The sequence below is a fragment of the Bacillus sp. LM 4-2 genome, from assembly GCF_000978495.1.
Classification (GTDB): Bacteria; Bacillota; Bacilli; order Bacillales; family Bacillaceae; genus Bacillus; species Bacillus subtilis.
Genome location: NZ_CP011101.1, coordinates 2,048,049 through 2,065,598, shown reverse-complemented (window position 1 = coordinate 2,065,598; position 17,550 = coordinate 2,048,049). Strand labels below are relative to the sequence as shown.

The following is a 17,550-nucleotide window of genomic DNA, read 5'->3' as shown; positions in this document are numbered from 1 at the left end:
GTCATGTCTCGTGCGGCATGCATAACCGATTGCGCTAAAAAAGCTTGTAAAAAATTTACAAGCTGATTAATGTTTATCAATCCATATTCGTGATGTACCCGAAATAGCTTCAATCCTGCATGTTCCTCCTATAGGGAATGTGGCAATTGGCGAGGTATGTCCGGCATTTATATTTGCGATGATCGGGATGCCGGATAATTCTTTTTTTGTTTCGATCATGGCTTTTACAAGATCCATTGATACGTTTGATGCTTTTTGAAATCTGCCGATCAAAATCGCCTTTACATGTGAAAAAGCGGGGAGGTGGATGAGTGATTGCAGATCGCGGTCAAACATGTGGATGTCTGACATATAATCATCTTCAATCAATAAAATAGTATGTTCTGTTTCAGGAAAATACTCCGTACCCTGCAGCAAATTAAGCGTGCATAAGTTTCCGCCAATTAAAGTGCCTTCCGCATAACCTTCTTGGATTACAACAGGGCCGTTATTAGGATAAAAACGCCTGTTTTCTTGATCCAAAAACCAGCGGTCATCGCTCCACTCACTTGAAGGGTGAATTTCAAACGGGTCGTCTGAAGCGCAGCAAGAAAGAAAATACTCCTCTGTATAATCGAGTCCTTTTTTCATTGCAAATGTTGAGAAGTGGGGACCTGAATACGTAACAAGACCCGTTTTTTGATAAATAGCGTTGCAAAGAGCGGTTATATCGGAATAGCCGCACAGAATTTTTGGATGCCGTTTGATTTTCTCGTAATCAAGATAACGCAGCAGCTGATTTGAATTAAACCCTCCGAGTGTCGTTAAAATCGCTTTGACGCCTGGATCAAAAAAGGCAGCGTGCAGATCATGGACTCTTGACTCGATAGAGGATGAATCAAATTCATTACATTCATTTGCGTGTTCAGCGATGGTTACCCGATAACCTAAGCGTTCTAACGCCGTTTTTGCTTGGATTTTTGCTTCATTTGATAATATAGACATGCTGGTCGCGGGAGACACGATCCGGATTTCGTCTCCCTTTTTCAGTTTTGAGGCGTACATAGAACCCTCCATCAATGGTTTTATACCATTACAGCATATCTTGGCTCTTTCTTCCAGACTTTTTTACAAATCAACCCACTTAATGCTGCCGGATTGGGTATCATGATCGATACATACTTTGAATTGATGTTTTTCATAAAAGTGAATCAGCCGGTCTACATGATTCCAATCCCGTTTGGCGATGTCTCCTGTGACTTTCGGTATATTGTGGTCTCTTGCTATATCTTTTAAATATTTCATGCAAATGGAACCAAACCCGTGATTCGGAGGGCCTTTTATATCGCCTATATGAATGGCATCGTCCTTGTAAGACGCTACAAGTGAAAAACAGCCTTTTCCTCGGTAAGCCGTTTTACAATCAGTTAGCATAATTTTGCATGTTTGGCCATCATCAATCGAGGAAACAATCATCCACTCATCATGTTTCGATTGATCAATACCAAGCACTTTGGCATCTTTAGATAAATCCTTCATATTCTCCTGCATGCGATAAATTTGAAATTCTAAATCATTTAGTTCTTCTTCAAGCTCTTGACGATTTTTTTCTTTAACAGTAAACAAGATCAAACTCCTTTCAAAAAACAGCTTAGAAACACAGTTACCAATTGTATTAGAAGAGAGGCGTATTGTAAACAACAATTCCATTATTACTAGAAATTAGCGGAAAGTCAGGTTTGATCGTTTTTAAGAGAGGAAAAAGAAAACTAACCTGTGAAAAAGGAGGAATCGGAATGGCGATTGATTCATTGATTAACAAATTACAGTATGTCCAATTGGAACCGCCGGATAAAATTCTCTCTCTGTATCTCAATACAGACATGAGAGATCCAGAGCAGCAGGGGGGAGAATGGAAGATTGCCCTAAAGTCAGGATTCAGCCGATTAAAAGAGTATTTGGCAGCTAGTGATCCAGAGGAGGAAAAGTGTCTGGATGGAATCAGGGCTAAAATGAATCAATACTTGAATGCAATGGGAAAAGACATGCCCCGCAGTCTCGTGTTTTTTGTTTCCGACAGCGGCATATGGGAGCCTATTAAGCTTCAAGTCCCTGTAGATACAAGATTTTACTGGGAAGAAACAGCTGTCCTGGATCAGCTGAAGGGTTTGCGCCAGGCATACCCAAGTACGGCGTTTATTTTAACTCAGCAGCATGAAGTGAAAATTATTGAAACCGTTTTAGGAAAAATTGAGGCGGTGGAGCGTTATGAGTATGATATGATCAATGAGTCTTGGAAGAATTTCCATTCCGCTGTAGACAAAGCGGCACCAGTTGAAGAGAATCGGATGAGGGAACATGTAACAGAGAACCAATCAAGACTGTATAAGCGGCTGGCTGCCAGCCTTGATCAAAAAGCTGCTGCGAAAAGATGGGAACGAATGGTTATTGCCGGGGATAAAGAAACGGCCGATATCTTGGATCAGCATATGAATAAACCCATTCATTCGAAAATTCAAAAGAACCTGCTGAATGAAAATGAACATAAGGTCATTGAACATTTGATAAAAGAGGCGTAAACCTAACAGGCCGGGGCTAATAGCCTCCGGCCTTTGAAGTGTGTCTAATTTCTGACGAAGCAATCGAAACCGTTGACATCTTCTTTGAATTTGCATACGATTTGGATAGCCAGTACAAATTAGGAGAGGTCACCAAATGAACCAAACAGAAAATAAACCGAAAAATTACACGGGTATTGTCCTTACGCTGACAGTTCTGATTAACGGTTTAATCGCAGTGCTGTTTTTTATGCCTAAATTAGATCAGTTCAGCCATGCGAATATTCACATTTTGCCAATGCTGAATGCGATATTCAACAGCTTTACGTTTATCTTCTTATTGGCCGCGCTGATTATGATTAAACAGAAAAATATCAAAGCTCACAAACGCTTTATTTTGGCCGCATTCACAACAACATTACTATTTTTGATTTGCTATGTGACGTACCACTCGATTGCGGAAAACACGCTCTATGGCGGAGAAGGTATTATGCGCCCGATTTATTTCTTTATTTTAATTACACATATCTGCCTTTCTGCAATCATTGTGCCGCTTGCGCTGTTTACGCTGATCAGAGGCTTCAGCATGCAGGTGGAGCGCCATAAAAAAATTGCGAGATGGACAATGCCTCTATGGCTGTATGTAAGCCTTACAGGCGTTATTGTATATTTGATGATTTCACCGTATTATTAAAAGCCATACTCAGTATGGCTTTTTTTACGTGTAAACATGGCAAAAGCCCAAATTCATTTTTGGGCTTTTGTCAGTAAATTGATAGACTCTTATTCATGAGCCTTGGATTCCATGGTTTCAAGTGTTGCAACCTGCAAAGATTCTTCAACAGTTTTTGTTTTTTCTTTTACTTTTTCTGCATACGTATAATCACCGTAGCAATACGGATAGCGGAAATTTTTCGCATTTCCCCCGCAAGTATACAGATCAGGATTTTTTTTGACTTGCTGCTCGGAGTATTGTTTTGCCAATTCCTCAGTATGCGTTCCTCCATGTTCAGCTACAAAATCAATGTAACCTGCCCCCATGTTGTAGCTTTGAATAATGGTATCCAAATCCACGCCTTTTTCCTTACCGGTCTTGTACATGAGGGTAAATTGCTTGATGCCTTGTTTAACACTGAGTTGAGGGTCTGTTATCTCATTGCGTTTTAACCCCAGAGATTCAGAGGACTGCATGGGATCATTGCCTTTTCCTTTTGACTCCTGATACATCATGCCTAATATGAGTGATGTATAATTAGAGAGTCCTTGGCTTTCAAGCTCTTCTTCCACCAAGGGTTTGTAATCGGTTAAACGTTCCAAAACAATCGTTTTCGTATCGATCGGAAGTTTTTTGATTAAATCCCGGTTGAAAAAAAGCAGGACCAATAAAAAAGAGGCGATGACAAAAACAAAAATCATCATAAAACCCGCAGCAGCGAAACAGCCTTTTCTCTTTTTCTTCACTGTGTTTCACCCTCAATGTTTGGAGCAGTATGACCTTTTTTATTATGACATAAGACGGTATATCAGACCAAGTAAAAACCTGATTTGAAACATAAATTTAAACTATGAGATTGAAATGGAATACAAGCAGGCTGGTTTGCACTCAAGCGCATTTGTTATAAGATAAAACTATGAATAAAGAAAGGTGATACATATGACTGAATTTAGAGAAACGGAACAATCGGCTGCTGATCTGGACGAGGAGACGCTGTTTCTAGTCGCGCAAACATTCAAAGCGCTTTCTGATCCTACCCGAATCAGAATTCTCCATTTATTGTCCCAGGGTGAGCATGCAGTAAACGGAATTGCAGAAAAGCTGAATTTACTGCAATCCACTGTGTCCCACCAGCTTAGATTTTTAAAAAATCTCCGGCTTGTCAAATCGCGCAGAGAAGGAACATCGATTTATTACTCTCCGGAGGATGAACATGTTTTAGATGTTCTTCAGCAAATGATCCATCATACGCAGCATGATTGAAAAAGACATCCTTGCTTAACTCGCTGCTAGCGGGCAAGGATGTCTTTTTCTTTATTGTGTCCGTGCTGTTTGAGTTCGTTTCTGCTGAGCTTGATGACAAAAGAAGAAAAACCGATATAATAAACGGCTATCAGAAAAAAGACGCCTATTGTCAGAGGGTCCGTTCCGATTGACTGACTGTAAGATCCAAGGCTGTTTAGATCAGGCGAGGTAAGATAAAGCTCCGTCACTCGATACAGAAATCTTGACAGGAATAAGGTTAGGAGAATCATTTCTACCCAAATATGAGTCCGAAAATAGATCTTTCCTCTGCGTTTTTCAAAAGAGATGTTTTTCTTAGCGAAAAAGACAAGGAGCCATCCGCCAAGAATGCCCAAAATGAGATATCCATATAAAAAAGGGTGAATGGCGCTGAAGATTGAAAGGCCAAAAGCAAACAGCGAGAAAAGAATGATACGGGTGAACAGCCAGCGGGGCTTCAGCGGCTGGTATCCGATGGACCTTTTAATTTTTTTATACAGAAAAAAGATGATGATCATGGCAGGATAAACGCTCTGAAGTGTAAGATGCATGATGTGAAATCCCCTCCGTTGAGAAGTGTATGCTTATCCGGTCAGAAATAGTAGCTGAAATAAATACTGAACACAAAAAAGAAGGGGAAACCCCTGTTTTCATAGCATATGCAAGGTGTATTCCGCCGCATAATAGATATGCCCAAGCTTTATCAAAATGTTATGATTGTTTTGTTGGAAAATACAAGAAGAAAAGGTGCGCAGAATGAAACTGGAACGTTTGTTAGCGATGGTTGTGTTATTGATCAGCAAAAAACAAGTGCAGGCTGCAGAGCTTGCTGAGCTGTTTGAAGTATCTGTCAGAACAATTTACCGTGATATTGAGACGATCAATAGGGCTGGTATTCCGATTGTGACCTCACAGGGTTCCGGGGGCGGAATTGGCATCATGGAAACGTATCGGCTTGAAAGAGAGTGGCTGAAGGAGGAGGAATTGTTTGCAATTGCTTCCGCTTTGCAGAGCGTTTCATCTATGTATGAACCCGTTTCTCACAGCACAGCCTATCAAAAAATCAAACACCTTATACCGGAGCACTCTGCTCAAGCATTTAAGCACCAAACAGAAAAATGGTTTATTGACATGACGGCTTGGGGCCATACTGAGGATCAAAAGACGCTGCGCGAGAAAATCAGCGCTGCCATCGATCGGTTGTCAACGATATCTTTTACATATACAAGCGCAAGCGGGGAAACACTTCTTCGTGAAACTGAACCTTATACATTGGTTTGCAAGGCGGGGCACTGGTATTTATACGCTTATTGCTTGGTGAGAAATGATTTTCGCTTTTTTAAACTAAACCGGATGAAAGGTCTGGCTATCTTACATCAGACCTTTATCAGAAAAGACATTCAGCTGGACACTTTGCCATGGGATAAGAATTGGTACCAGAAGGGCCGTTTAACTGAATTGGTTATTCTTGTTCAGCCGGCAGCACGTCAGCGTATAGGTGAATGGTTCGGATATGATGTCCTTCACTGTGAGGAAGATAAAATCTGCCAGGCGGTGATTTCACTTCCAGAAGATCAATGGCTGATCGGTTTTTTGCTCCAGTTCGGAAAGGATATTGAGGTTCTGCAGCCTCTTCATATACGGGATAAAGTAAAAGAAACCATTCATCACATGCAAAAAATATATGAAACCTGACACACTGCTGTCAGGTTTCTTTGTCTATAATTTTAACAAAAGGAGGAGATCGTATGGGCTTTTCACATATAACACACTTAGACCGGAAACGATTTGCCGGACTGTCACAACGGACAAGCAACGCACTGGAAATGACGGAAGAAAGGAGGATTCCGGCACTGTGGGACCAATTCTGGAAGCAGGATATGAGCGCTCTTTTATCACAGGCTGAAAAAGACAAAAGCATTATTGCCTTATATTCGAATTATGAACAAGAGACAAATGGGTTTTATACGTTTTCAGTCGGAACATTTCAGGAATACGACGACATTCTTCCGGGACCATATGAAAACATTGATTTGCCGGCTTCCGCTTACGCCGTTTTCACTTCCAGAATCGGTCCTATTGAAGAGATTGTGCTTGAAACGTGGAAGGAAATTTGGACTTGGGATAAGCGGCATCTGCGCACGTTTACAGGTGATTTTGAGATGTATGATCAAAGTGCCGCAGTGCCACAGCGAGCACAAGTTAACATTTATGTAGCGATAAAAAAATAATAAACTCTTGAAAAACTAATGGTGTTAGTTAATAATAAAACTAACGCCATTAGTTTTTGTTAGGAGGAATAAAAAGATGAGAATTACTCAGTACCAAACGGTTTGGCAGCTGACTTTTTTTCCAGCATTGTTTCCGGTTAATTGCTATTTAGTAGAGGAAGAAAACGAAGTCACCCTTATTGATGCCGCACTGCCAGGCAGCTATAAAGGGATTATTCAAGCTGTGAATCAGCTTGGAAAACCGCTTCAGCATATTTTACTGACTCATGCACATGGGGACCATGTCGGATCACTGGATACATTGGCACAAACATTTCCGCATGCAAAGGTCATGATCTCGGAACGGGATTCATTCTTGCTCCAAGGTGACACATCCTTGCGGCAAGATGAGCCGCAGACGCCTATAAAAGGAGGTATTCCGAAACACATACAAACAAAGCCTCACCAACTGCTGACGGGCGGTGAAACAATTGGTTCTCTGCTTGCCATTCCAACACCGGGCCATACACCGGGCAGCATGTCATTTCTTGATACAAGAAACGGCACTTTAATAGCAGGAGATGCGTTTCAGTTGCGCGGAGGAATCGCTGTATCAGGTCAGATAAAATGGACGTTTCCTTTTCCCGCTTTCGCCACATGGAATAAGGAGGAGGCCATCAAAAGCGCAAAATTGCTCGCCGATAAGGCGCCTTCCTGTCTCGCTGTCGGACATGGAAAATTCCTGCGATCACCTTCAGAGCGGATGAGACAGGCGATCCAAAAAGCAAAGAAAGGATGATGAGCATGTCACCGAGAATAGGTTTGACCCAAAAAATGATTGTAGACGCTGCAGCAGAGATTGCCGATCAGGAAGGGGTAAATGGTGTCTCACTTGCCGCACTTTCTAAAAAAATGAATGTTCGCCCCCCGTCATTGTATAACCATATCAACGGGCTGCAAGCGATCAGAGCAGAACTTGCTGTCAGAGGACTGACAAAGCTTTTTGATCAAATGGCGGACTCCGTAACCGAACGAAAGGGAGATTCCGCTATGCTTTCTTTAGCTCATGCATATGTTGATTTTGCAATTGAAAATCCCGGATATTATGAAGCGGCTCTGCTTAAGGTTCAGGACAAACGGACGGAAATCGTCTCTGACCAAATTGTCTGTCTTGTGACGAAGCTGCTTATTGAAAACGGCTATGCAAGTGAAAAGACTGCCATTCATGCGACAAGGGGGCTCAGAAGCCTGCTGCATGGCTTTACTGCTTTAATCGCAAAAGAAGCATTTGAACGTGAGGAGGACATTTTAGAAAGCCTGTCATTTTCAATTAGGACATTTTTGTCAGGATTATTAATAAACAATAAAAATATTATGTAAACAAATAAATGGATGTCTTATATTTCTGAATATTGTATAATATCAAGGGAGTATACATAGGGGAGAGGCATTATGCAATGGATGACATTCACAAGATTGAACGATTAGCGGCAGCTTCATGGCCGGCTTATTTTCAAAAAAGCATAGGGCAATGGCTTCTCAGAGCGAATTTTGGCGTAACCAAAAGGGCAAATAGCGTATGGACGTCTGCGGATATGCCTGAAGGGGATTTTCAGCTAGAGGCCGAACTTTTTTATCAAAATTTAGGCTTACCTGTTTGTTTTCATATTAGCAACGCATCACCGAAAGGGCTTGATGACGCATTGGCAGACAGCCGTTATGAAAAGGTAGACGAGTGCTTCCAGATGACAGCGTTGTGCCGGTCAATTATGAGCCGAACAAATGACAACAGCCGATTTACATACAAGTGGGAACAAGAGCCATCATCTGTTTGGATAGATGAATTTATTCAATTAGAAGGGTTTTCACCCGAGCGTCACAAAGGTTACAAACACATTTTCGAACGCATGCCGCCGTGTAAAACTTTTTTCAAGATGTATGACAAAGAAAGCCTGACAGCGCTTGGCACGGTTTCTGTCATTGATGGTTATGGCGGACTTAGTAATATCGTTGTAGCTGAGGAGCACAGAGGAAAAGGGGCAGGAACCCAAGTGATCAGGGTATTGACTGAATGGGCAAAAAACAACGGAGCGGAACGCATGTTTTTACAAGTGATGAAAGAAAATCTGGCGGCAGTTTCTTTATATGAAAAAATCGGATTTTCGCCTATATCGGAACACCATTACCGGATTAAAAGATGAGCAAAGGAAGGGGGTTGCTGATGGATTCGCTTCAAGAGATGATTTGCGAAAAACGGACATACACACGGCTATATCATTCACATAAGCACGCGTACAGCCAATTTCTTTTTCCGCTTGAAGGGAGTATAGATCTTGAGACTGAGGGGCGCCAGGTGAAATTAAATCCGGATCATTTTTTATATATTCCGCCGCAGTGCGAGCATCGCTTCCGTTCTATCGGAAGAAATGAATGTCTTGTACTGGATGTTCCGCTTCATGCAATGAAAATTGATGAGTATCGTGCAGGATCAGGAATTGAAGCTGCCCTCGATCCTTTCTGGTCCTCGATCAGGTACTTGCTGACAGAGGAAGCAAAGGCCGGAACAGCCAACTCGCTTCATATGCTAGTACAATACATAAAAGAAAAGCTTCAATCCCATAGCTATGCCTCAATTGCATACATTCACAGCCATTTATTTGAGCGGCTGACGATTAAGAAGCTGGCAGAAATCGAGCATTATCACCCAGCTTACTATTCAAGCTGGTTCAAAAAACAGACAGGGAAGTCCCCGCAGAACTATATTGCCGACCTTCGCCTTGAGGAAGCAAAACGAATGCTGATGGAGAGAAATGAAACCCTTACCGTCGTGAGCGAGGCGCTGGGCTTTCAAAACCTTTCTTCTTTTACAAGATGGTTCACGAAAAGCACAGGAATGCCGCCCCGCCTGTATCGAAACACCTTATATTCGGATAAAAAATGATGGCTCTTTAGTTAAAAGAATATTGTATATCTCCTTTACAATAGGAGAAAAAGGAGTTATTGATATGGCAGTTATTGAAGACTTTGAGAAATTGGATATCAGAACGGGAACAATTGTAAAAGCGGAAGAATTTCCTGAAGCAAGAGTACCGGCAATCAAGCTTGTAATAGATTTTGGGACAGAAATCGGCATAAAACAATCGAGCGCGCAGATCACGAAGCGTTACCAGCCGGAAGGTCTCGTCAACAAGCAAGTCATAGCAGTCGTGAACTTTCCGCCCCGCCGGATCGCCGGATTTAAATCGGAAGTCTTGGTCCTCGGCGGCATACCCGGCCAGGGCGACGTCGTCCTTTTGCAGCCGGATCAGCCTGTTCCAAACGGCACAAAAATCGGATAACGCAAAAAAAGACGTTTGCCTAAGGCAAACGTCTTTGCGTATTGAGGCGATGCACCACACGCCACATTCGTGTGTGCCGTAAAGGCATGTACATCGGCTTACACAATTCAGCTCATCGCTATATGAATATAGCATGGAGGGCGAAGAAATGCAAGGATTACTTTTAGTAACGGTGAAATGAATTTAGAATGGAAAGGGTTTTCATTTTATTTGTAAGAAAAAACTCAGTGTGATTTAGGTGTGATCTTAATGCAGTTTGTATCGACTTACAGATGATAAAAGAACAATACTTTTAATAAGCCTCATGAAACATTTTCAATTTGTAAATACTTAAAGGATATATATGGTGCATTTGCTATAGAAGTCTAATATGATATCCATTTACTCATTTCAATAGCAACTTTCATGAATAACGAGAAGGAACAGCTGTCAAAATTTTTTTGATTATAATATAAGTTAATTACGATAGTATATTAGGGGAATTTTGGTAGATATTGAAAATTGATAATAACATACAAGGAATAACGAACCTAGAAAAGAGATCTAATTATTTGGATAAACATATATTGAACTGGTCGGCGTATCCACTATTTGATGACGGTTAGAGCGATACCATACCCTTTTTCTGATGTGTAAGCAGAGGTTATTTTCATTACTTTCCAGCTTCCTTCAGCGGCTTTTGTTCCTATTCCATTATGTGCCGTAAGATAATCTCCTTGATTGATAGTTTCGTCAATACGCACATAATGTTGGCCAACCAACCCTACAACGTGCCATTCGTCTCTTGCTGCCCGTGAATGATAATTTGCCTCCAGCGCTGTATCGTAGTCTGGATTTTGTTTGGGAACACGTATGAGTTCACCGCTTTCCTCATCAGTCACCGTTTCATAAATAAATCCGCCGAACTCATTTGTCAAATAACGCCCCTGCCAGACGAAACTGGAGGCTCCTGAAATGAAAGCTGAAGTTTCTGAAATAACGCCAAGCATATAATCTCCAACATTCGCGGGCACAATTTTTTCACCTCTTAAAGTCACGATTGTACCAGTATGGATTAACTGTCCAGTTGAACTCTCAAAATACTCTCCATATCCACCTAAAGAAGAACTGATTGCACCGGCAAACGTCCCGTTTCCCTCAACAGAGTCAAGAAGCCACTTTATTGATTGATGACCTCCTGCCACGGTGTATGGTTCCTCAAGTATAATATTTTCAGAAGACAGTATTGTTCTTGACGCTTGGTTTCCTCTAATATGTGCGTTATTTGAAGAAGCGATTAATGCGCGAGAGCCTTCAGTACTGGAGCCTCCAGAAGAGCTAATGACCGCATTTCTTTCTCCGCGGGCCGTAATGTCGCCGGTACCTGCTATAACTGCGCTTGTTTGGTTAACGGCAAAGCCAGAGGTCGTTGCAAGCTGTATGCCTCCTTTCAAATTGATTGGAACTTGTTGGTATGTTTGGCCTTTGATTGAGGCTGCCACACTATAACCTTCTGATTGTACACCGAGAATTGTGGCCTGATTATTGGGGGACTGAATTGCAACTGTCCCATTGTCAGTAATCATCGTTCCATTTAGAATATTGACATTGTAGAGGCCTCCACCGATTAAAATTCCTTTTGGAGCAGATTTATAAATATCAAAATTTGAAATTTTAATATAATCAGTTTTATTTGATCCGCCTGATAAATTAATATCAACACCGGCTTTTTTAAAACCGCGAATTTTAATACCATTAATGGTTATATTTTGGCTGCGATATTGCAAGGCTACGACAGGGTTTTCTTTATAATCATAGTCTGGATCACCAATCGCTGTGAATCCGCTTACATTAACGTTTTTATATGCCGAAATAACCAGCGCTCTTGGGGTCACAGCATCGTAAAGCGAGTTGAAAACTGGTTCAACTGCTGAACAATCAATGAGTGTGACATCGTATGCTGTTGTGCTTTCAGGATCTGTAATTTGATGGTGACCAATATGACGAAGATCAAATGCACGAACATCGCGATAAGAAATATGGCCTATGATATGGACGTTTTGGGAGGCCGGCCACAGTTCATGGGCTTTTACTTCAACTCCGCGGATGTTGCCGCTTGTAAAGTTATTCAAAAGCCACACATGCCTAGAGCCGTCGTCAATTTCTATTCCGTTGGAGTTTGAAACACCTTCAGCAAATTCTGTTCCCCGCGGATTTCCTGAATGGCAGTTTGAAATAAAGATGTATTCGCTATAATGGGTGGTAATGCCGTCGTCTCCTGAACCATATGTCACACAGTTATCGATCCAAATATATCTTGATCCGTCTTTTGTCCAATCGGTATCAGGCAAATGGTCATACGTTGGCGATGTAATATCAATACCATGAAGACCTGCGTTAATCGCTTCCACATCTTTGATCCACCCATATTCAACCTTAGCAAAAGTTAAACAACTGGAGAACTGTCCCCCTGGATTTCTCACACCGCATTGTCTACTTGGATTCCAGTCTAATGACATTCCTTGGACAAAAATATTGCGATTTCCATTTTGATAATCATCATTTGTAATCACCCATTCATGCGCTGGAGTGTCTTCATGCAATTTAATCACTGTGATCCCTTTACCTTGTCCAACAATTGTTGTCCAAGATGGAAGTTTAATCCCTTGAACGAGGTATTCTCCCGCTGGAACATGTACTTTGACTCGGCCATTCCCGATTGCTTTTCGAAAAGCTTCAGTATTGTCTCTTCCATCTGGAACAGCGCCGAAGTCAGCCACATTTACTTCCCGGGTGATTTTAGATAAAAGCCTATAATATTCCTTGTCGAGACGTTCTTTTAAAAGAGAGGTGACCTCTCCTTCGGCCGTCACCCTTGCGTCAGTAACTTCGATATTTTGGTCTGTAACCGAGTGCTTAATAAAGTTTTGCATTCTTGTCTTAATATGTTCTAATTCGGATGAAAATTCGGGGTGAGACTGAGAATTGGCGTTTAGAGAAGGATCAGGGCAGTTTTTAAAATGAACCATTCTAAAGACACCTCTTTCTTTTAATATAAGCGCAGTTTTGTCTTTGAGATAAGGAGTTAGCATTTCTTTTGGCGCTTCTCTTTCCAATTCTGTATTTGTTACAAAATTCCTTTAGGATTTATACTGGTTTTCAAGAAATGTAAGTCAATGAAAAAAAGAGAGGACAAGTAAAGGATAAAAAGCAACATTAAGAATCGTTATACAGTGAAAGAAAGTTCGCCCGATGGTTAATTAAAACGTTTCCTATGGTTGGGTATTTATTAATGATTATGGAAGAAAAGGGAGGTCCGCATTCAAAACGTGTATAAAGATAATAAAGAACCGAATGTTGAGACGTCCCATATTTGAATTAATCTTTTAAACAAAGGAGTATAAATTCTTCACTTCTTTTTACATCAACCAGTTTTAACAAGATGTGAGCATGATCTAAGGTAAGCGATTGACCTCATAAGCAACACGTATTCCAGATTCAATCGCGCCTTGCATCCACGCATGAGTGAGTGAGGCGTGTTCTCCGGCGAAATGAATTCTGCCCTCAGGGACAGGAATATAGGGATACAGCTCTAATTCTTGTCCTGGTTCGAAAGCTGTAAAACCTCCCGCAGAATACGGGTACTGGCTCCAGCTAAAAGAAGTGCCAGACACAAATTCAGACCACACAATATCACCATAGATTTCAGATAAATTCAGTAAAGTATACTGGATTCGCTCTCCTTCTGAAAGACTGTCCCATATCAGTGCCTCATCAGCCCAAGTATAACTCGCCAGAATGACGGCATGTCCATTTGCTCCAATATTTCTGCTTGGATAATATGAAAAACGAATCGGAAGATCAGTAATAGATTTGCCGCCGCGCTGCCCGGCTTTTTCCCAAAATCGGCTTTTAAACTCTATGCCGATTTTTGTTGCACTGATATAGTTTAGCTCACGGATGGCCCTCCGTTTATAGTAAGAGAATGAATGGTATGGTTCGACTTTTACAAATCGCAATGTTGAAAAAGGAATGGTTACAATAGCGAGATCAGCTGTGAATGATGTGAATTCTGCCGTTTGTTGATGCTGACAATGGATCGTAACACGATTTTCACCCTGAGAAATTTTCATCATTTTTTGATGGTATAGAATGTTTGTTTTTAATTGAGGAAGAAACGCGTGAGGCAGCAGATCCATACCGCCAGTTATCTCATAGAAGTGAGCGGGCGATGAAAAAAAGATAGATTCCCGCAATACTTCAACAAGGGACATCCCCATATACGCTTCCATATCCAAAAGTACACCGATCATATCGATCGCGCCATATGAAAAATACGTGTTTAAAAAAGAGCTTAACGAATAATTTTTGTATTGTTCTTCGACAATCCGCCAATTTCTCGCTGGATTTTGATTGATAAAATTTAGAATAGGCTGCAGTAAAGAAAGCAACAGCTCTTCAGACGTTTTCCCTTGTTCATTTGGTGCAACTGGATATCTCAATATTCCAGGAGCTCGTTCAAAAACTTGGAGACGTGTTTTGATTCCATTTGCATAAATGATGTCCATCGGGGTTCTATTGATAAATACATTTGTTGGCAATTTGAATTTTTTGATATATTCTAAGGTTAACGAATGGTTATTCGGTATGCGCATCGGGCCAGCGTTGAAATACAAATCATCACTAAAGGGAGATCTCAAAGTGCAGACACGGCCGCCCGCTCTGCCGCTCGCTTCGAGAATCGTTACTCTGTGACCGGCATTTTTCAACAAAGATGCTGATACAAGCCCGGACAATCCAGCTCCTATAACAAGAATGTGCTTTGGATGCTGCGATGCGCTTAGGCCATTTCTAATGATCTTTACCATGTCATCATTCATTATAGAATTCAATTTTTGGAGGCACCTCTTTTTAGAATTTATTGCATTATATTCACTGAAAAGAGCGCCTATCACGATCTGTTCACATCTTTTGGAATTTGAAAGGTTATTGTTAAAAGGAAATAAAGGGGTGATGTATGTGACTAACTTTGTTCATAAGACGGTAAATGGCTTGAAAAGTCTTTTAGATGAAAAAGGAGCCATTCAATTGTTTTGTTCTGAAGGGGATATCATGGAGTTCCTTGTTACATTTTCACAGGACAAAGCAACCCTGAATGACATTCAAAGCTTTGAAGCTAAACATCAGATTACCCTTCCAGAAGATTATCAGAAGTTCATGACACTGCATAACGGCGCGAAAATTTTTGAGATTCTTTCTGATGGGGAGAATATAGGTGGAGGACTTCAGCTATTTAGCCTTGAAGAGGTTGAAGATGAGTTAAAATATGAGGATTTGTTTGAAGATATCAATGGTATTCCAATTGGCTACTTATTGGAAGAATGCCATTTAATGATCGATAAAGATAAAGTGAACGAAGGTGATCCCAACTATCTCTATATATTTGAAAGTGGTTTAGAATATAATGCATTAAATGTAAACTTTGAAATATTTTTAGACCGGTATATATTGGCCAATGGAGAACCTTTTTGGGATTGGCGCTACTATACCGCAGAAAATTATTATAGAACAAGATAGTTTGTGATGTATAAGACAGTCATTTTGGCTGTCTTTTTCTGTTATTCAAATAGATTACTGTGGTAAAATTTACATAGAGTAGTCTAGGAAGGAGAATGATATGAAGGTATTTGAGGCTGATTCATTACTTTTTGAGGCCGATAAAAGAACCAAAGAGTATAAGGGACTAAGGTCGCAAATGGTGAAGCTAAGAAAAGCTTTTCAAAACGTAGCTAACCTAGATGACAGTGAGTTTTCAGGCAAGGGTGCTGACAACATTAAAGCATTTTATCATGATCATGTCGGTGTTACTGATCAATGGATTGATTTAATTGACATGAAGATTGCTTTCTTAAGCAGCATGTCTGCAAAACTTGAAGATGCGAAGATGTCTGATGCTTACATAGAAGAATCCTTTCTAGAACACGAGTTGGCTAACGCTTATGCAAAATCAAAATCCATTATGTCTGAACAGAAAAAAGCAATGAAAGACATATTAAACAACATCAATGATATCCTTCCCCTTGAAATATTCTCAACAGAAGACTTCAAAGACAAACTTTCTTCTGCAGATGACAAACGTGAAAAAACAATCGATAAGCTAAACAAGCTTGATGAGGATTTAAAAACAGAATACGCTGAAACAGAACCAAACGAACAATTTATTCAGCAAGACTTTAAAAAGCTGCAGGAATCAACAGGCAAAGGAAAAAACGCTACACCAATTCACTATAACGCTAAAGCGTACAGAGAAAGTGACATACATAAGAAAAAAGGCGATATTGAAAAGCATTCTGAAGCTTACTTAAGTGTGAAGAAAGAAGAAGCAAAGGAACGTGAAATCAAGGAATTAAAGAAAAAACTTAATGACGGTGTATCTGACCCTGATGAATATTTAGAGATTGCTAAGAAAGTAGGGTACGAGAATCTGGAGCCAACTCAAGTGCAGCTTGCAGTGCAAATTGAACAAGCGAAGCAGCTAGAAGGAGCAGGAGAAATCACCTGGGATATCGTAAAAGGTGTCGGAGTAGGCTTATATGATGTTGGCAAAGACACTGTAACTGGCATATGGGATTTCATCACCGATCCGGGAGAAACACTCTCAGCACTGGGGAATGCAGTTATTCATCCAGTGAAAACTTACGATGCCATTTCAGCAGCAATAGAAGAGTCATATCAAAAGGATATGGTGAATGGAGATGCCTATTCTAGATCAAGATGGGTTACCTATGCTATTGGTTCAGTGGCTGTAGCTGTTGTTGGTACAAAAGGTGCAGGAGCCATTAACAAAGCAGATGCAGCGGGGAAGGTCATAAACAAAGCAAGTCAGGCAGGGAAGAAAATTAAGGACGTCAAGATTCCAGATTTGCTGCCTTATAATCCTAAGTACGACTTTCCTCTAGCCGATAATGTGCCATACAATGTGGTTGATAGCCAAAGCCTTAAGAATGAACTTTTGACTAATGCGAAGAAAATACCGGATGGAACAAGAAAACCGTTTACTGGCCAAAAGATAAGCCCCCCTTGGCTAAATAAAGAAAAGTATGATGCATATGAAATAGAGGGGAAGGTAAAGGCGAAGGGGAAAGTTAAAGATGTAAGCCGAAGAGTGTATACTATGAAAGATATTGATATTAATCAAAAAACAGAATTCGGTGTTACAAATCTTCAGCTAATGAAAAACGGGAATGCCCCTTATGCAGAAGATGGTACACAGATTAATTTACATCACTTGATACAAGAAGAACCTGGCCCAATGCTTGAAATCCCTAACAGCTTACATACAAAATATAGTGATGTCATTCATCAGCTTAAGTCTGATGGTGAAAGTTTTAGAAATGATAAGGTTTTAAAAGCACAATACGAGAGCTTTAGAAAGAGATATTGGAAGTGGAGAGCGAAACAATTTGAGAATGAGAATTGAGGTGTTT

Annotated in this window: 18 protein-coding genes; 12 read left to right on the top strand and 6 right to left on the bottom strand. The window is 40.7% G+C overall.

Annotated features, from left to right (window positions below; all coding sequences use genetic code 11):
* Positions 1 to 66: 66 nt before the first annotated feature.
* Both bslm_RS10005 and bslm_RS10000 read right to left on the bottom strand, forming a co-directional pair.
* Positions 67 to 1,044, bottom strand: a complete 978-nt coding sequence (locus bslm_RS10005) for a S66 family peptidase (protein ID WP_046381117.1) — start codon at positions 1,042 to 1,044, stop codon at positions 67 to 69.
* A 63-nt stretch (positions 1,045 to 1,107) separates the two neighbouring features.
* Positions 1,108 to 1,605: an N-acetyltransferase gene (locus tag bslm_RS10000; protein WP_046381116.1), complete on the bottom strand. Its 498-nt coding sequence runs from the start codon at positions 1,603 to 1,605 to the stop codon at positions 1,108 to 1,110.
* A gap of 170 nt (positions 1,606 to 1,775) precedes the next feature.
* Here bslm_RS10000 and bslm_RS09995 point away from each other — a divergent pair, with 170 nt between their 5' ends.
* Together bslm_RS09995 and bslm_RS09990 are read left to right on the top strand one after the other, a co-directional pair.
* Positions 1,776 to 2,558, top strand: a complete 783-nt coding sequence (locus bslm_RS09995; RefSeq protein ID WP_046381115.1) for a VLRF1 family aeRF1-type release factor — start codon at positions 1,776 to 1,778, stop codon at positions 2,556 to 2,558.
* Positions 2,559 to 2,694: 136 nt separating this feature from the next.
* Positions 2,695 to 3,231: a DUF420 domain-containing protein gene (locus tag bslm_RS09990; RefSeq protein ID WP_003231280.1), complete on the top strand. Its 537-nt coding sequence runs from the start codon at positions 2,695 to 2,697 to the stop codon at positions 3,229 to 3,231.
* Positions 3,232 to 3,320: 89 nt separating this feature from the next.
* Here the strand turns inward: bslm_RS09990 and bslm_RS09985 are convergent, their stop codons facing one another.
* Positions 3,321 to 3,998, bottom strand: a complete 678-nt coding sequence (locus bslm_RS09985) for a lysozyme family protein (RefSeq protein ID WP_003231283.1) — start codon at positions 3,996 to 3,998, stop codon at positions 3,321 to 3,323.
* 193 nt (positions 3,999 to 4,191) lie between these two features.
* On the opposite strand from bslm_RS09985, the gene czrA reads away from it, so the two are divergent.
* Positions 4,192 to 4,515 carry a Zn(II)-responsive metalloregulatory transcriptional repressor CzrA gene (gene czrA, locus bslm_RS09980; RefSeq protein WP_003231284.1) on the top strand — a complete coding sequence of 108 codons (324 nt, stop codon included), beginning with the start codon at positions 4,192 to 4,194 and terminating at the stop codon, positions 4,513 to 4,515.
* Positions 4,516 to 4,541: 26 nt separating this feature from the next.
* Here czrA and csk22 read toward each other — a convergent pair whose 3' ends face one another.
* Complete coding sequence (csk22, locus tag bslm_RS09975) at positions 4,542 to 5,087, bottom strand: mother cell-specific sporulation protein Csk22 (RefSeq protein WP_046381114.1); 546 nt, start codon at positions 5,085 to 5,087, stop codon at positions 4,542 to 4,544.
* A gap of 205 nt (positions 5,088 to 5,292) precedes the next feature.
* On the opposite strand from csk22, the gene bslm_RS09970 reads away from it, so the two are divergent.
* The 7 genes from bslm_RS09970 to csaA all read left to right on the top strand — a co-directional run bounded on the left by bslm_RS09970 (position 5,293) and on the right by csaA (position 10,084).
* On the top strand, positions 5,293 to 6,231 hold the full coding sequence (locus bslm_RS09970) for a helix-turn-helix transcriptional regulator (RefSeq protein ID WP_046381113.1): 939 nt from the start codon (positions 5,293 to 5,295) through the stop codon (positions 6,229 to 6,231).
* Positions 6,232 to 6,284: 53 nt separating this feature from the next.
* On the top strand, positions 6,285 to 6,767 hold the full coding sequence (locus bslm_RS09965) for a GyrI-like domain-containing protein (RefSeq protein WP_014480008.1): 483 nt from the start codon (positions 6,285 to 6,287) through the stop codon (positions 6,765 to 6,767).
* A 76-nt stretch (positions 6,768 to 6,843) separates the two neighbouring features.
* The gene (locus tag bslm_RS09960; RefSeq protein ID WP_046381112.1) at positions 6,844 to 7,545 is read left to right on the top strand and encodes an MBL fold metallo-hydrolase; all 702 of its coding nucleotides are present in this window, start codon (positions 6,844 to 6,846) and stop codon (positions 7,543 to 7,545) included.
* 5 nt (positions 7,546 to 7,550) lie between these two features.
* The gene (locus bslm_RS09955) at positions 7,551 to 8,126 is read left to right on the top strand and encodes a TetR/AcrR family transcriptional regulator (RefSeq protein ID WP_017697555.1); all 576 of its coding nucleotides are present in this window, start codon (positions 7,551 to 7,553) and stop codon (positions 8,124 to 8,126) included.
* A 77-nt stretch (positions 8,127 to 8,203) separates the two neighbouring features.
* A complete protein-coding gene (locus tag bslm_RS09950) occupies positions 8,204 to 8,947 on the top strand; it encodes a GNAT family N-acetyltransferase (RefSeq protein WP_046381111.1) in 744 nt (247 codons plus the stop codon).
* A 14-nt stretch (positions 8,948 to 8,961) separates the two neighbouring features.
* A complete protein-coding gene (locus bslm_RS09945) occupies positions 8,962 to 9,687 on the top strand; it encodes an AraC family transcriptional regulator (RefSeq protein ID WP_080316886.1) in 726 nt (241 codons plus the stop codon).
* A 64-nt stretch (positions 9,688 to 9,751) separates the two neighbouring features.
* A complete protein-coding gene (gene csaA / locus bslm_RS09940) occupies positions 9,752 to 10,084 on the top strand; it encodes a chaperone CsaA (protein ID WP_014477051.1) in 333 nt (110 codons plus the stop codon).
* 587 nt (positions 10,085 to 10,671) lie between these two features.
* On the opposite strand, the gene bslm_RS09935 is transcribed toward csaA, so the two are convergent.
* Positions 10,672 to 13,092 (bottom strand): peptidase G2 autoproteolytic cleavage domain-containing protein, encoded by a 2,421-nt coding sequence (locus tag bslm_RS09935; protein ID WP_046381110.1) that lies wholly within the window; start codon positions 13,090 to 13,092, stop codon positions 10,672 to 10,674.
* Between the two features lie 426 nt (positions 13,093 to 13,518).
* Positions 13,519 to 14,955, bottom strand: a complete 1,437-nt coding sequence (locus bslm_RS09930) for a flavin monoamine oxidase family protein (protein ID WP_128484050.1) — start codon at positions 14,953 to 14,955, stop codon at positions 13,519 to 13,521.
* 127 nt (positions 14,956 to 15,082) lie between these two features.
* Here bslm_RS09930 and bslm_RS09925 point away from each other — a divergent pair, with 127 nt between their 5' ends.
* Together bslm_RS09925 and yobL are read left to right on the top strand one after the other, a co-directional pair.
* Positions 15,083 to 15,640, top strand: coding sequence for an SMI1/KNR4 family protein (locus tag bslm_RS09925; RefSeq protein ID WP_046381500.1), 558 nt, complete (start codon positions 15,083 to 15,085; stop codon positions 15,638 to 15,640).
* A gap of 100 nt (positions 15,641 to 15,740) precedes the next feature.
* Positions 15,741 to 17,543 carry an LXG family T7SS effector ribonuclease toxin YobL gene (yobL, locus tag bslm_RS09920; RefSeq protein ID WP_046381108.1) on the top strand — a complete coding sequence of 601 codons (1,803 nt, stop codon included), beginning with the start codon at positions 15,741 to 15,743 and terminating at the stop codon, positions 17,541 to 17,543.
* Positions 17,544 to 17,550: the final 7 nt, after the last annotated feature.